The sequence below is a fragment of the Nonomuraea ferruginea genome, assembly GCF_039540635.1.
Taxonomy (GTDB): Bacteria; Actinomycetota; Actinomycetes; order Streptosporangiales; family Streptosporangiaceae; genus Nonomuraea; species Nonomuraea ferruginea.
In genome coordinates, this window is record NZ_BAABFD010000013.1 from 1 (window position 1) to 12,765 (window position 12,765).

16 protein-coding genes are annotated in these 12,765 nt (G+C 71.7%); 9 read left to right on the forward strand and 7 right to left on the reverse strand.

Annotated features, from left to right (window positions below; all coding sequences use genetic code 11):
• The first annotated feature begins 502 nt into the window (after positions 1–502).
• From ABD999_RS24010 to ABD999_RS24020, 3 genes are all read left to right on the forward strand, one after another.
• Positions 503–907, forward strand: coding sequence for a hypothetical protein (locus ABD999_RS24010; protein ID WP_271280197.1), 405 nt, complete (start codon positions 503–505; stop codon positions 905–907).
• Positions 908–1,035: 128 nt separating this feature from the next.
• Complete coding sequence (locus tag ABD999_RS24015) at positions 1,036–1,209, forward strand: hypothetical protein (RefSeq protein ID WP_246639496.1); 174 nt, start codon at positions 1,036–1,038, stop codon at positions 1,207–1,209.
• Between the two features lie 5 nt (positions 1,210–1,214).
• On the forward strand, positions 1,215–1,439 hold the full coding sequence (locus tag ABD999_RS24020; RefSeq protein WP_148029319.1) for a hypothetical protein: 225 nt from the start codon (positions 1,215–1,217) through the stop codon (positions 1,437–1,439).
• On the opposite strand, the gene ABD999_RS24025 is transcribed toward ABD999_RS24020, so the two are convergent.
• Positions 1,436–1,903, reverse strand: a complete 468-nt coding sequence (locus tag ABD999_RS24025) for a group II truncated hemoglobin (RefSeq protein ID WP_271280198.1) — start codon at positions 1,901–1,903, stop codon at positions 1,436–1,438. The genes ABD999_RS24020 and ABD999_RS24025 overlap by 4 nt on opposite strands.
• Positions 1,904–1,958: 55 nt before the next feature.
• Between ABD999_RS24025 and ABD999_RS24030 the strand changes: the two genes are divergently transcribed.
• Entirely contained in the window at positions 1,959–2,537 is a 579-nt protein-coding gene (locus ABD999_RS24030) for a class I SAM-dependent methyltransferase (protein WP_271280199.1), read from the forward strand.
• Here ABD999_RS24030 and ABD999_RS24035 read toward each other — a convergent pair.
• Complete coding sequence (locus tag ABD999_RS24035; protein ID WP_148029316.1) at positions 2,534–3,109, reverse strand: hypothetical protein; 576 nt, start codon at positions 3,107–3,109, stop codon at positions 2,534–2,536. The two genes, ABD999_RS24030 and ABD999_RS24035, sit on opposite strands and share 4 nt — an antisense overlap.
• Positions 3,110–3,301: 192 nt before the next feature.
• Here ABD999_RS24035 and ABD999_RS24040 point away from each other — a divergent pair, with 192 nt between their 5' ends.
• Entirely contained in the window at positions 3,302–4,621 is a 1,320-nt protein-coding gene (locus ABD999_RS24040) for a glycoside hydrolase family 6 protein (protein WP_271280200.1), read from the forward strand.
• Here ABD999_RS24040 and ABD999_RS24045 read toward each other — a convergent pair.
• The 4 genes from ABD999_RS24045 to ABD999_RS24060 are packed head-to-tail and all read right to left on the reverse strand — an operon-like array spanning position 4,618 to position 8,182.
• The gene (locus ABD999_RS24045; protein WP_148029314.1) at positions 4,618–5,205 is read right to left on the reverse strand and encodes a GTP-binding protein; all 588 of its coding nucleotides are present in this window, start codon (positions 5,203–5,205) and stop codon (positions 4,618–4,620) included. The genes ABD999_RS24040 and ABD999_RS24045 overlap by 4 nt on opposite strands.
• On the reverse strand, positions 5,186–5,536 hold the full coding sequence (locus ABD999_RS24050; RefSeq protein ID WP_219543950.1) for a DUF742 domain-containing protein: 351 nt from the start codon (positions 5,534–5,536) through the stop codon (positions 5,186–5,188). The genes ABD999_RS24045 and ABD999_RS24050 overlap by 20 nt, the downstream gene beginning before the upstream one ends.
• Positions 5,533–5,958, reverse strand: coding sequence for a roadblock/LC7 domain-containing protein (locus tag ABD999_RS24055; protein ID WP_148029312.1), 426 nt, complete (start codon positions 5,956–5,958; stop codon positions 5,533–5,535). Before ABD999_RS24055 ends, ABD999_RS24050 begins: the two co-directional genes overlap by 4 nt.
• Complete coding sequence (locus ABD999_RS24060; protein WP_271280201.1) at positions 5,951–8,182, reverse strand: sensor histidine kinase; 2,232 nt, start codon at positions 8,180–8,182, stop codon at positions 5,951–5,953. Before ABD999_RS24060 ends, ABD999_RS24055 begins: the two co-directional genes overlap by 8 nt.
• 293 nt (positions 8,183–8,475) lie before the next feature.
• Between ABD999_RS24060 and ABD999_RS24065 the strand changes: the two genes are divergently transcribed.
• Positions 8,476–8,778 carry an EthD family reductase gene (locus ABD999_RS24065; RefSeq protein ID WP_148029310.1) on the forward strand — a complete coding sequence of 101 codons (303 nt, stop codon included), beginning with the start codon at positions 8,476–8,478 and terminating at the stop codon, positions 8,776–8,778.
• Here ABD999_RS24065 and ABD999_RS24070 read toward each other — a convergent pair.
• A complete protein-coding gene (locus tag ABD999_RS24070) occupies positions 8,750–9,427 on the reverse strand; it encodes a class I SAM-dependent methyltransferase (RefSeq protein ID WP_345482889.1) in 678 nt (225 codons plus the stop codon). The genes ABD999_RS24065 and ABD999_RS24070 overlap by 29 nt on opposite strands.
• Before the next feature lie 133 nt (positions 9,428–9,560).
• On the opposite strand from ABD999_RS24070, the gene ABD999_RS24075 reads away from it, so the two are divergent.
• Genes ABD999_RS24075 through ABD999_RS24085 form a run of 3 tightly spaced genes read left to right on the forward strand, consistent with a single transcriptional unit; the run spans position 9,561 to position 12,606 of the window.
• Positions 9,561–10,649, forward strand: coding sequence for an ATP-binding protein (locus tag ABD999_RS24075; protein WP_271280504.1), 1,089 nt, complete (start codon positions 9,561–9,563; stop codon positions 10,647–10,649).
• A complete protein-coding gene (locus ABD999_RS24080) occupies positions 10,646–11,872 on the forward strand; it encodes a vWA domain-containing protein (RefSeq protein WP_378525272.1) in 1,227 nt (408 codons plus the stop codon). Before ABD999_RS24075 ends, ABD999_RS24080 begins: the two co-directional genes overlap by 4 nt.
• Entirely contained in the window at positions 11,869–12,606 is a 738-nt protein-coding gene (locus tag ABD999_RS24085) for a hypothetical protein (protein WP_271280502.1), read from the forward strand. The genes ABD999_RS24080 and ABD999_RS24085 overlap by 4 nt, the downstream gene beginning before the upstream one ends.
• The last annotated feature ends 159 nt before the right edge of the window (positions 12,607–12,765 follow it).

Below are 12,765 nucleotides of genomic sequence, written 5' to 3' on the forward strand. Positions count from 1 at the left end.
ATGCACTGGCTTTTAACACACTGTTGAGTTCTCAAGAAACGGACGCGTACACCCCGGCAAGACCCGACCAGCGGCCCCCGCCGAAGAGGCGTTCATTTCGTCTTTGTGTTACCAATCTTCGCAGCCCTCCAAGTTCGTGTCAAATTGACGCGAACCCCATCGAGCTTCAAAAGTCGGCAACCACCCCGTTTCCGAGGCAACCCCTCTACCCTACCGGCCGATCCGGACAGATGCGAACCATCCGGACGATCAGTGTGGAGTGGGACTCGCCGGGCTTCTCCGGGACTCTGGTGAGTCCCTGGCCGCCCGTGCCTGAGCAACTGTAGCAGCCTCCAAGACCATCTCGGGCCCACAGAGGTAATCCTCAGGTCCTTCCCTTCCCAGGGGACACCCAAACCTCACTGGTCCGGGAGGGCCCAGGGCAAGCGAACAGCAAGTGGTCCGCAATGCCCCGGCGGTACGAATTGCCACGAGCAGTCCCGCGCTCTCGGAGGTGTCCGGCATGACCCGCTCGGAATACGACGACATCCGTGCTTTCCTCGCCGACCCGGCGACCCAGGCGGGTGACCTGCTGGACGTGGCGAGGACCCTGGTGGAGGACCTGGAGCAGGCCCGCATGCGCGAGGCGATGCTGCGGACGCACTACCTGCGGCTGCTGACCGCCGCTCGCGCGACCGTGGCCGCCGAGCACGCCGGCGCGCCGGACCCGATGACGTTCGTCAGGCACGAGCTCGACGAGCGGGGGCAGCTTCCGCAGCCCGGAGAGGCCGTGCAGCGCATCCTGTCGGACGCCCAGGCGGCGGCCGCCCTGCTCGCCTGCCTGGCGGAGCAGCAGACCAAGCCGCGCCCCCGTGACAGCATGCGGCTGCGCCGCTGCGTCGGCCCGGTCCGCAGCCTGCGTCGCTGACTTCCGCCGTGATCCGCGCGGCGCGCACTCGACAGGCGGGCTGGAACGGCAAACAACGCGGCGGTGACCCAACGCATACCCGGGCTTGGGGTGGCGACTGTAAGACTGCGCATATGTGGCAGAGAGGGATGAATTGGGCGGCCATCGCGCTGGTAGCCATATTCAACCTGATGTGGCTGGGCGTGGTCGTCTACGCGGACGTGACCTCCACTTTCTGGTCGCGCGCCACCCAGGTGGTGGTCGCCCTGTCCCTGCTCGGCTGGGCCGCCAGGAAGACGGTCGAGATGATCGGCAAGGCGTGAGTTCGATGAGTGAGCAACCGTACGAGATCGGCAAGGATCTGGGGGACGACCCGCAGCAGTCGTGGGCCGCGATGTACGAGGACGTGTTCCCCCAGCAGCACCAGATCGTGGAGATCGACGACGAGATCCCGCGTGGCATCTCCAGATGGGTGGACGAGGAGGACCCCCGCGAGTCCGACACCTTCATCGACCCCATGGAGGTCGAGGACCCGCCGCAGCTGGAGTTCTAAGGCTGGTACGGAGGAGCGACGCCCCAGCCCCACCGTGGCACCGGCGCCTGTCGCGGCGGCGTGGCGCCGGGCTGCGAGTTGGTGCGGGCGATCCTGGTGCCCCATTCGATGTAGCCGGCGAACGCGGCCCTGAACTCGGGGTCGTCCGGCAGCCCCACCTCGTCGGCGGCGTCCATGAGCAGGCTCACCCATCGGCGCCGCTGGTCCTCGGTGATGCCCCGGTTGAGGTGGTGGGCCAGCATGTGCGAGTATCCCCCGCGTTCGCCGGTGTAGCGGGCGGGCCCGCCGAACACCTCGCCCAGCCACATGGCCACGTACCGGGGATGGCCGGGATCCATGTGCGCGAACAGCGGCCCTATCAGGTCGTCCTTCACGACCTGGCGGTAGAAGACCTCGGTCAGCCGCTCCAGCGCATCCGTGCCGCCGGCCCATTCGTAAAGCGTCGGTATGCCGTCTTCGGTCATGTAATCATGTAATCATCATGATGTCGGCCCGGCAACACCCTCAATACTCGGATCCATGACCTTCGATCACAACGACCACTACCACCCTTTGCTGCTCCGCCATCTCCCGGCGGGCGCGGCCACCGCGCTCGACGTGGGCTGCGGAACCGGGCTGTTCGCGCGCCGGCTGGCCGCCCGTGGTGTGGTCGTGGACGCGATCGATCCGTCGCCGGAGGTCATCGAGGCGGCGCCGCGCGCGGCGGGTGTCCGATACGCGCGCGCCGACGTCACCGCCATGGACCTGCCCGAGGCCCACTACGACTTCATCTCGTGCCTGGCCAGCCTGCACCACGTGCCGTTCGAGACGGTGGTCAGGTTGCGTGCGGCGCTGGTGCCCGGTGGGGTTCTCGCTGTGCTCGGCTGCTACCGGGAGAGCACCGCGGCCGACTACCTGACCAGCCTGGCGGCCGTCCCGGTGAACGCCGCCGCGCGGCTGGCGCTGAGCCGCCGGAGCTCCGCACCGGTGAAGGCGCCGGTCACGCCGCCGGTGATGACCCTCGGCGAGGTCAGGGAGCACACCGCCCGCCTCCTGCCCGGGGCCCGGGTCAGGCGCCTCCTCTTCTGGCGCTATCTGCTGGTCAGCCGCAGGCCCTAGAAGTCCTCGCACGTCGCGTACCAGCTGTCGGAGAGCCGGTCGACGGACGAGAACCGGTAGGTTCTCAGCCGCTCCCCGTGCACGTACGTGAGACCGCAGAACTCCAGCCAGCCCCCCGACCCGATGACGCCCAGGTCGGCCCGGTCGACGTGGCGCACGGCTCGCCCGACCGGGAAGAGCCCGACCCATTCGACGCCGAGCCCGCTCTCGGCGTCGCCCACCGTGACGCTGTCGGGATGCAGCGGCAGCGACCGTACGTAGGCGGTCAGCGCGGGCTCCGACACCGCGAACGCCGCGCGCATCGGCAGGTCGGCCGCGACGGTCGCGCAGGTGAGCGCGGCGACGAGCGGCGCGACCGCGATGCCGGGGCTGCGGCGGTAGCGGGGGACGCAGAGCAGGACGATCCACAGGGCCGTCGTCAGGATCCAGAACAGGACCGCGTAAGACAGGACATAAAGGCTGCCGCCGGGAAAGACCATCGCGATGAGGGTGAGAAGGGCCGCGAGTGTGGCCGGCGCCACGAGCCAGAGCCACCGCACCCTGCCGGTGGAACCCGTCACGGGGACACGCACACACGGGACCCTAGCAAGAGCAGGCCGGTTGACCGGCGCGATCGCCGTCAGTCGTAATCCCGCTTGAAAGTTTCAGCCGCTCATCGGCCTCCCGCCTGTGCCTTTGCCTTCCGGCGGCCGATCGCGCTTCTGGCGGGAGGCGGGGGCTCCCTACCATGCGTGGGAGCGCTCCCATATCAGGACGGAGTTTCCATGTCTCGTAGAAGGCCCGTGCTGGCCGCCCTCTTCACCGCGGTCGCGACCGCCGTGGCGGGGGCGGCCGTCTTCACCTCTTCCGCCGTCCAGGCCGCCGACTCGGCGTTCTACGTGGACCCGGAGACGAACGCCGCCAAGTGGGTGGCCGCCAACCCCGGCGACAGCCGCGCCCCGGTGATCAGGGACCGGATCGCCGCGGTCCCGCAGGGCCGCTGGTTCGCCACGTACAACCCGTCCACCGTCCGGGCGCAGGTCGACGCGTACGTGGGCGCGGCGTCGAGGGCGGGCAAGATCCCGATCATGTCCGTGTACGCGATGCCGAACCGCGACTGCGGCGGCCCGAGCGCGGGCGGGGCGCCGGACCACACGGCGTACCGGGCCTGGATCGACCAGATCGCGGCCGGTCTCGGCGGCCGCCCGGCCACGATCGTGCTGGAGCCGGACGCCCTGGCCATCATGTCGAACTGCATGAACTCCACCGAGCAGGCCCAGGTGCAGGCGTCGATGTCGTACGCGGGCCAGCGGTTCAAGGCGACGTCGTCGCAGGTGAAGGTGTACTACGACATCGGGCACGACGCCTGGCTGTCGGCCGGGGAGGCGGCGAACCGGCTGCGCGGCGCCAACGTGTCCAGCAGCGCCGACGGCATCGCGGTCAACACCTCCAACTACCGCTCGTCGCCCGGTCTGGTGTCGTACGCGAAGAGCGTCATAGCGGCGACCGGCGACTCCAGACTGCGCGCCGTGATCGACACCAGCCGCAACGGCAACGGCCCGGCCGGGAGCGAGTGGTGCGACCCCGCGGGCCGCGCCACGGGCACGTGGAGCACCACGGCGACGGGCGACTCGATGATCGACGCGTTCCTGTGGGTGAAGCCGCCGGGTGAGGCCGACGGCTGCATCGCGGCGGCGGGCCAGTTCGTGCCGCAGCGCGCCTACGACCTGGCCATCGCGGCGGGCGAGCCGACCCAGACGCCCACCGTCACCCCGACGGTCACCCCGACCGTGACCCCGACCGGCCAGGGCTGCGCCGCGGCGTTCACGATCGTCAACAGCTGGCAGGGCGGCTTCCAGGCCGAGGTCACCGTGCGCAATACCGGCGCGTCGGCCATCTCCGGCTGGCAGGTCGGCTGGTCCTTCGCCGGCGGCCAGTCGATCTCCCAGCTCTGGAACGGCGACCTGAGCTCCTCCGGTTCGTCCGTGACGGTCGGCAACCTCGGCTGGAACGGCACGGTCGCCGCGGGCGGCACCACCACGTTCGGCTTCCTGGCCAACGGCTCGGCCGCCACCCCGGCGCCGATCGCCTGCACAGCCCGCTAGCGGACCTCCATGGCATGGGTGACGAGCATGGTCAGGACCTCTTTGACCGAGGACCGGTTACGCGCGTCGCACATGATGACCGGAGTCGTCTCGTCCAGTCCGACGGCCCGCCGCACCTTCCCAGGATCGTGCCGGCGGGCCCCGTCGAAGCAGTTCACCGCGACCACGAAGGGGAGCTTGAGCTGCTCGAAGTAGTCGACGGCCGGGAAGCAGTCGGCCAGCCTGCGGGTGTCGGCGAGCACGACGGCGCCCAGCGCGCCGAGCGCGAGTTCGTCCCACATGAACCAGAAACGGTCCTGCCCTGGCGTGCCGAACAGGTACAGCCACAGATCCTGGCGGATGGTGATGCGGCCGAAGTCGAGCGCCACCGTGGTGGCGACCTTCCGCTCGACGCCGGACACGTCGTCCACGCCCACGCCGCGGTCGCTGAGGAGTTCCTCGGTGTGCAGAGGGCGGATCTCACTGATCGTGCCGACCATGGTGGTCTTGCCCACGCCGAAGCCGCCGGCCACCAGGATCTTCAGGGCGGTCGCGGTGAGCGTCCCTCCGGAGGGCCGGGGGCGATCAAAGCCTGCGAATTCCATGCAGTACATCCCTGTAGGTACGTTCATCGATCGACTGGTTGGCGGGCTTCGGCGGGGTGATGCTCACGAGCCCCTCGCGCCGCAGGTCACCGAGCAGCACGCGGGTGACGTTGAGCGGCAGGCCGAGCCCGGCCGCGACATCGGCCACGGGGGTCGGCCTGCGGCAGATGCGCAGGATGGTGTGATGCTCCGGGTTCAGCACGGACGGCTCCTGCGGCAGGTGGACCGTGGCGACGATGGCCACCAGGTCGAACGCCTCGCCCTGGGGCCGCGCCCGGCCGCCCGTGAGACCGTACAACCGGATCAGAGGCCCCGGATCGTCGTCTGTCACGGTGTCATCCCGTTCCACACCGGCGCGGGCGCCGCGCCTCTCGGCAGCGCGGTCAGGTGCTCGCCCACGCGCCGGACGAGCAGGGCCATCTCGTACGTGATCAGGCCCAGCTCGGAGTCGCCCGCGGCCAGGACCGCCAGCCGGGCGCCCTGACCGGCCGCGGTGACGAACAGGAAGCCGCCTTCCAGCTCGATGATCGTCTGGCGGACGCCGCCCATGCCGAAGTGCCGGCCCGCGCCCATCGCGAGGCTGTGGCTGCCTGCCGCGATCGCCGCGAGGTGTTCGGTGTCCTCCCTGGTCAGCCCCTGGGACCCGCCCATGGTGAGGCCGTCGGCGGACAGCAGGATCGCGTGCCGCACTCCCGCGACCCGGTTGGCCAGGTCGTCGAGCAGCCAGCTCAGCTCAGATCTCGCGTCAGCCATGGGAGTCCCTTTCGTCGCGCACGTCGCGGTCGCCGTTCGTCTCCCTGCGCGCCTGCCGCCAGCCCTCCTGCATGGAGGTCATGAGGCTGAACAGTTCCTCGGGGGCGCGGGCGGAGACCTCGGGCTCCTGCTCCGGACGTGTTTTCCTTAGTTGTGGTGCCAGATGTGCCTGGCGTACCCGGACCGGCAGGCCGTCCAGGTCGTCGTCCGGTTCCGTCTGCCGCGGGATCGGCCCGGTGGGCGGGTCGAGCGTCCGCACGGGGCCGGACGCGCGCACCTCCCTGGGCGGCGGGGGCGGGACCTGCCGGACGGGTTCGAACAGCGACTGGCTGAGCTGCGACGGGACCGGCGCGCGCTCCGCGAGCATGCACGTCGGCAGCATCACGATCGCGGTCGTGCCGTCGTACGGGGACGGGCGGAGCGTGACCTTGATGCCGTGCCGCGCGGCCAGCCGGGAGACCACGAAGACGCCCATCCGGTCGCTGCGCGCCAGGTCGAACTCCGGCGGGGTGATGAGCTGGGCGTTCAGCTCCTCCAGGGTGCCGGGGTTCACGCCCAGGCCGCGGTCCTCGATCTCCAGGGCGAAGCCGTTGGCCGCCGTGAGACCGCGTACCTGCACGCTGGTGTTGGGCGGCGAGAAGGCGGTGGCGTTCTCCAGCAGCTCGGCGACCAGGTGGATGACGTCGGTCACCGCGCCGCCGGTGAGCAGCGGGCTGTCCGGCATCGGCTGGATGGTGACGCGCGTGTAGTCCTCCACCTCCAGCGCGGCGCTGCGTACCACGTCGAAGATCGGCACCGGGTCCCGCCAGCGGCGGCCGGGGGCGGCGTCGGACAGGATGATGAGGTTCTCCGCGTGGCGGCGCATGCGGGTGGTGAAGTGGTCGAGCTTGAACAGGCCCTCAAGGGTGTCCGGGTCCTCGGCCTTGCGCTCCATCGCGTCCAGCAGCGAGAGCTGGCGGTGCAGCAGCGCCTGGTTGCGGCGGGCCAGGTTCAGGAAGACCTGGCCGACGCCCTTGCGCAGGGTGGCCTGGCCGACGGCGGCCTCGACGGCGGTGCGCTGCACGGCCGAGAACGCCTGCACCACCCGCTCCACCTCGGCGGTGCGGGCGCTCTCCAGCTCCGGCGTCTCGGCCGGGTCCACCTCCTCGCCCTTGCGCAGCCGCTCGACCAGCCGGGGCAGCCGCACCTCGGCCAGTTCGACGGCCGAGCCCTGCAGCTTCTTCAGCTCGTTGACCAGCGACCGGCCGAACCGGTACGAGAGCGCGATCGACAGCACCACGGCCAGCAGGCCCAGGCCGACGACCAGGACGATGCGCATCAAGCCGGCGAAGACCAGGTCCTCGCCCTTGGCGGAGGCGCGGGCCAGCTCCTTGGCGTAGTTGTCGCTCAGGATGGTGTGGACGGCGCCGGCGTCCCGCCGCCACGATTCGGCCAGGATCGGCGGCTTGCCGCTCTTGTTCCAGTGGAAGACGGCGTCCTCGGCGGTGGTGAACCGCTGGTAGGCGGGCTCGGCCAGCAGTTGCTCGTGCCAGACCCGCAGCTCGGGGCCCATGTCCCGCTCGGCGTTCACGAGCTGGACGCGGCGGCCGGCCATCGCCGCGACGAACGCGCCGTGCTCGGCCCTGGTCATCTCGCCGCGCTGCAGCGCCGGCGTGAGGATGGCGTTCTCCCTGGCCACGTACTCGTCGACGGCGCCGTAGTAGCCGAGGCCGCGCAGCACCCGGTACGAGGAGACCGCGGTGATCATCTCGGTGCCGGCGAACTGGCGGTTGGCGACGCTGATGACGTTGTTGAACTTCTCGGTGGTGGCGAGCACCGGCACCTGGTCCAGGTCGGCGCCGGCCCGGATGCTGGGCAGCCCGTCGAGCTCGCCGAGCAGGTCGCGCACCGCGTCGGGCGGGGTGCTGACGTCGCCCATCAACGTGGCGGCCACGTCCCTGATGCGGGCCACGGCCTGGTCGGTGTGCTGGCGCTGGGTGCCGAGCTGGGCGTTGCCCGACGTGTTCCCGGCGGCCTCGGCGGTCAGCTGCCGTTCGCGTTGCAGCTGGGTGATCAGGTCGCGGGAGGGGACGCCGACGGCGTCCCACTCGCTGCGGCTGCCCGCGAATCCGGAGGTCTCGCCCACCATGGTGTACGCGATGTAGATCCATAAGCCGATCAGCGAGACCAGCGGGACGATGAGGATGCGGACCAGCTTGGAGCGGATCGGTGGGGCGGCTCTCATACGCTTCATCCAATCCGCGCGTGCCTGCGCATAGTCGATGCCGTAGAGGCGGCGAGTGCCTGCAGAGCACTCCCGCGACGGATGCGCGCTGTGATTTGCCCCACTATGCCGCTGAGGGTCACGGGCTACAACCCGGCGTCACAAAAGTTGAGAGTTTGATATCCAACTCGCCACATACTCGCGTTTACAACCGTTTGTCATGATGTATCGCGTCGTGGTCCGCGCTCCTGGCCGGGGCTACCGCTCGCGGCTCCGCCGATGTTGGATCGAGGCAACCGACATCTGGAGGCGTCATGGCGTACCAGCTCCTCGCGCTCTACCACCACCCGGAGAGCACGGCCGCGTTCGACAAGCACTATGACGAGGTGCACGCGCCCCTCGCCGCCCGGCTGCCCGGCCTGCGCTCCTACACGGCCACCCGGCCCGGGGGCGCGGAGCCGGCCTACTACCTGGTGGCGGTGCTGACGTTCGACGACGAGGCCGCGTTCAACACCGCCATGGGCAGCGACGTCGGCCAGCAGGCGGTGACGGACCTGGCGAACTTCGCGGGCGCGGGCGTCACGATGCTCACGGGCCCGGCGGACACTGTGGTCTGACGGCGCGCACGGCAAGGATCAACGGCACGGGATGCTCGCGCGGCTCTGCCAGCCGCTCGATCACCAGCCCGGCGTCGATGAACGCGTTGATGAGGTCGGGCAGCGGGACGTGGCTCATGCCGAGCCTGTCCCTGATGCCGCCCTCCCGCCACCACGGCCCCTTGGGATGCCATCCCGTCCTGCGGTAGGTGGGGTGGATGGTCACGGCGCCGTCCTCGCGCTTCTCGATGTGCGGGCCGTTGAAGCAGGGATGCACCCCGTAGAACAGCAGGAGGCCGCCCGGGCGCAGCACCCGGGCGGCCTCCTTCGTCAGCGCGGCGAAGTCGGGGATGTCGGTGGACACCCAGAGGGCGGTGACGGTCCCGAACGCGCCGTCGCGGAACGGCAGCGCGTGGCCGTCACCCTGGAACAGCGGCGCCGGATCCCTGCGGCGCGCGAGCCGCAACTGGTCGGCTGACCGATCGAGCCCGACGACGGTCCTGCCGGTGGCGCGGATCGCGTCGAGATACTGGCCGGTGCCGCAGCCCAGGTCCAGGCATGGGCCGTCGCCCGGGCCGAGCAGCTCGGCCAGCTCGGGCGCGTTCCCTGCGGCGCCTTCGGCGTTGAACTCGTCGTACCACTCGGCCAGGCCGTCGTAGCGAGCGCTCATGATCCAGTCATACGCCGACGCGCTCGTGGCCGCGCGGGGCGACATCGCTTCCGGCACCTCCACCTCCGTCAACCGTAGTTGACCGCCTTCCAAGGGGTCAACTACGGTTGACGCGACACCTTGGAGGATTCCCATGACGAAGAACGACAGCGTGCGCACGGCCCTCGCCCTGGCGGTGCGGGCGGATCTGCCCGTCCTGCTGTGGGGAGCGCCGGGCACCGGCAAGACGTCCGCCGTCGTCGCGCTCGGGCGGCAGCTGGACCTGCCGGTGGAGGTGGTCGTCGGATCGGTCCGCGAGCCCGGCGACTTCGCCGGTCTCCCGGTCGTCCGCCAGGAGGGGACGTGGTTCGCGCCGCCGCGCTGGGCGGAACGGCTGGCGTCCGCCGGGTCGGGGCTGCTCTTCCTGGACGAGCTGACCACGGCGCCGCCGGCGGTGCAGGCGGCGATGCTGCGGGTGGTGCTGGAACGTGCCGTGGGCGACCTCGTACTTCCCGAAGGGGTGCGGATCGTGGCCGCCGCGAACCCGCCGGACCTGGCCGCGGACGGCTGGGAGCTGTCGGCGCCGCTCGCGAACCGGCTCGTCCACCTGGACTGGGAGGTCTCGCCCGTGGACGTGGCCGACGGCCTGGCCCACGGGTTCCCCGAGCCGGACGCCGTCCGGGTCGTCCCTCCGTCGCGGGCGGGGGTGGCCGCCGCGAAGGCGCGGGTCGGCGCCTTCCTGCGGGTCAGGCCCGAGCTGGTGCTCGCCGTGCCCGGTACGCCGGAGCGCGCGGGCAGGAGCTGGCCGAGCCCGCGCAGCTGGGAGATGGCCGCGATCGCGCTGGCCGCCGGAGAGGCCAACGCGGCCACCGAAGCGGGGGTGGCGGCGCTGGTGATCGGGGCGGTGGGCGAGGCGGCCGGGTTCGAGCTGCTGTCCTGGCTGCGCACGCTGGACCTGCCCGACCCGGAGACCCTGCTGGACGACCCCGATGCGCCGCTGCCGGATCGGGCGGACCGGCTGCACGCGCTGCTGGGCGGGCTGGTCGCGCACGTGGTGGCCGACGGCGGCGCAGTAACCTGGGAACGCGCCTGGACGGTGATCGGCCGGGTCTCCAAGACGACGCCCGACGTGGCCGCGGCCTCGGCTCGGACGCTGGCCGCGAACCGGCCGGCCGGGGCGGGCCTGCCCTCCGCGCTCCTCGACCTCGCGCCGATCCTGCGATCCGCGGGCCTCATGCCATGAACCCCGTGGACCGTACCCCCGACGTGCTGCGGCGTTTCGCCGAGGCGCGGGTGTGGGCCGCCGCCCGCGCGCCCTACCTGGCGAGCGCGCTGTTCGCGCTGAGGCCGGTCGTCCTCGAACCGTATCTGGACGACGTGACCGGGGAGCCCGTCGCCGACGCCGAGTTCCGCGCCTTCCCCACCGACACCCGGTGGCACGTCCACCTCGACCCCGGCACGACCCTGGCCACGCCCGCCGGAGAGATCGGATGGTGGCTGCTGCACCACATCGGCCACCTCGTCCGCCACCACGCCGCCCGCTCCCCCGGGCCGTCACCGCACTGGATCCAGGCCGCCGACGCCGAGGTCAACGACGACCTCGAAGCCGGCGCACCCGCGGGGGTGATCTCCCCGCGCGCCCTCGGCCTGCCGGAAGGGCGGATGGCGGAGGAGTACCTGTCGCTGATCGAGGTTCTCGACGCCGCACACCGCCGGGGCGGCCGCCCGCTCGCCGAGCTGATCGACTGCGGCAGCGCGGCGGACGGGGTGGAGCGCCCGTACGAGATCTCCGGCGGAGGGCTGGACGGCGTCGAGCGCGACATCCTCGAACTCGCGATCGCCCGCGAGATCGAGACCAGGGCCGCCGCCCGGTCTCCGGTGGCCGGCGGGTGGCGGCGCTGGGCCGGGGAACGCCTGCGTCCCGCCGTCGACTGGCGGGCCGAGCTCGGCGCGCGCGTCCGGCGCGGCGTAAGGCAGGCCTCGGGACGGGTGGACTTCTCCTACCGCCGGCCCGCGCGGCGCCCGCCCGTGAACGGCGTGGTGCTGCCCGCGATGGTCGCCCCGGCGCCCGAGATCGTGCTGGTCGCGGACACCTCAGGCAGCATCCCGCAGCCCATGCTGGCCCGGTTCCTCGCCGAGATCACCGCTCTCGCCCGGGGTCCCGGACGGCGGCTGCGGGTGATCTGCTGCGACCTGCACGCGCACCCCGTCCAGACCGTACGCAGGACGGAGGACATCGAGCTGACCGGCGGAGGCGGAACGGACCTGCGCGAGGGCATCACCGCCGCGCTGGCCCTGCGCCCGCGCCCCGACCTGGTCGTCGTCCTCACCGACGGGCAGACCCCGTGGCCGGAGCACCGGCCGCCCGTCCCCGTATTGGTCGGCCTCGTCGGCACCGGACGACCGCCCGCCTGGGCCCACACCGTCACGATCCGAGACGAAGACCTCGACCGGGAGAGATCATGAGCATCGCCTACGCCGACCGCCCCGAGCCCGAGGATCTGCACGAGTGGACCGCCCGCGGGTTCACCGTCGCCGAGGCCCGGCGCTGGATCGGCGGCGGGTTCCCGCTGGACACCGCCGAACGATGGCGGGCCGGCGGCGTCCACACCCCCGATCAGGCCCTCGCCTGGCGCACCGCGGGCCTCTCCCCGTACACGGTGCAGCCTCTCCTGCGGGCGGGCATGACGCCCCGCGACGCCGTGCGCTGGCACGAACTCGGCTACCCGCACGAGGAAGCGGCCGAGCGGCACCTCGCCGGGGAGCGTCCCGGCCCGCGCGGGTGGCTGCGCACCCTGCTCCGTTCCCGCTCGCCCCGGCCCAGCGCGCTCGACGGCGAGCAGCGCGAGACCATGCGGGCGCTCCTGGAAGGCGGTGTGCCCGCCGCGACGGCCCGTGCCTATCTCGACGCGGGATGGACCGGCGCCGCGGCCGTGTCCTGGGCGGAAACCGGCATCGACCCGGCCGGCGCGGCCGTCTACCGCGCCATCGGCTTCACTCCTGCCGAGGCCGCCGCCCTGGCCGGACGCGGCGTCGACGCGCTCGGCCTGATGCGGGACTGGTGGGACGCGGCGATACCGCGTACCGAGGTCGCCGCCTGGGTGGTCGCGGGGTTCTCGGCCGCGGACGCCGCCCGCGCCCGCGAGGCGGGCACGACAGCCGAGCAGGCGGCCGTGCTCCGCGCCCTCCGAGGCGATTGAGCGATGCCAGGGGTGAACTCGACCGCCCGCTCCTCCGTACCTCTCCATGACCGTGGCTTCCCGAGAGACAGAGCCCTGGACAGCCGCAGGAGGTGCTGATGGCGTAAGGACCCCCATGCCCCGACCGGCGCCCTCCGAGGGAGACCCCGGAGGGCGCCG

Bases quoted from the DNA above. Each gene is read 5' to 3' on its own strand.
- ABD999_RS24010 (WP_271280197.1), top strand. From the start codon at position 503: ATGACCCGCTCGGAATACGACGACATCCGTGCTTTCCTCGCCGACCCG.
- ABD999_RS24015 (WP_246639496.1), top strand. From the start codon at position 1,036: ATGAATTGGGCGGCCATCGCGCTGGTAGCCATATTCAACCTGATGTGG.
- ABD999_RS24020 (WP_148029319.1), top strand. From the start codon at position 1,215: ATGAGTGAGCAACCGTACGAGATCGGCAAGGATCTGGGGGACGACCCG.
- ABD999_RS24025 (WP_271280198.1), bottom strand. From the start codon at position 1,903: ATGACCGAAGACGGCATACCGACGCTTTACGAATGGGCCGGCGGCACG.
- ABD999_RS24030 (WP_271280199.1), top strand. From the start codon at position 1,959: ATGACCTTCGATCACAACGACCACTACCACCCTTTGCTGCTCCGCCAT.
- ABD999_RS24040 (WP_271280200.1), top strand. From the start codon at position 3,302: ATGTCTCGTAGAAGGCCCGTGCTGGCCGCCCTCTTCACCGCGGTCGCG.
- ABD999_RS24045 (WP_148029314.1), bottom strand. From the start codon at position 5,205: ATGGAATTCGCAGGCTTTGATCGCCCCCGGCCCTCCGGAGGGACGCTC.
- ABD999_RS24055 (WP_148029312.1), bottom strand. From the start codon at position 5,958: ATGGCTGACGCGAGATCTGAGCTGAGCTGGCTGCTCGACGACCTGGCC.
- ABD999_RS24060 (WP_271280201.1), bottom strand. From the start codon at position 8,182: ATGAGAGCCGCCCCACCGATCCGCTCCAAGCTGGTCCGCATCCTCATC.
- ABD999_RS24065 (WP_148029310.1), top strand. From the start codon at position 8,476: ATGGCGTACCAGCTCCTCGCGCTCTACCACCACCCGGAGAGCACGGCC.
- ABD999_RS24070 (WP_345482889.1), bottom strand. From the start codon at position 9,427: ATGAGCGCTCGCTACGACGGCCTGGCCGAGTGGTACGACGAGTTCAAC.
- ABD999_RS24075 (WP_271280504.1), top strand. From the start codon at position 9,561: ATGACGAAGAACGACAGCGTGCGCACGGCCCTCGCCCTGGCGGTGCGG.
- ABD999_RS24080 (WP_378525272.1), top strand. From the start codon at position 10,646: ATGAACCCCGTGGACCGTACCCCCGACGTGCTGCGGCGTTTCGCCGAG.
- ABD999_RS24085 (WP_271280502.1), top strand. From the start codon at position 11,869: ATGAGCATCGCCTACGCCGACCGCCCCGAGCCCGAGGATCTGCACGAG.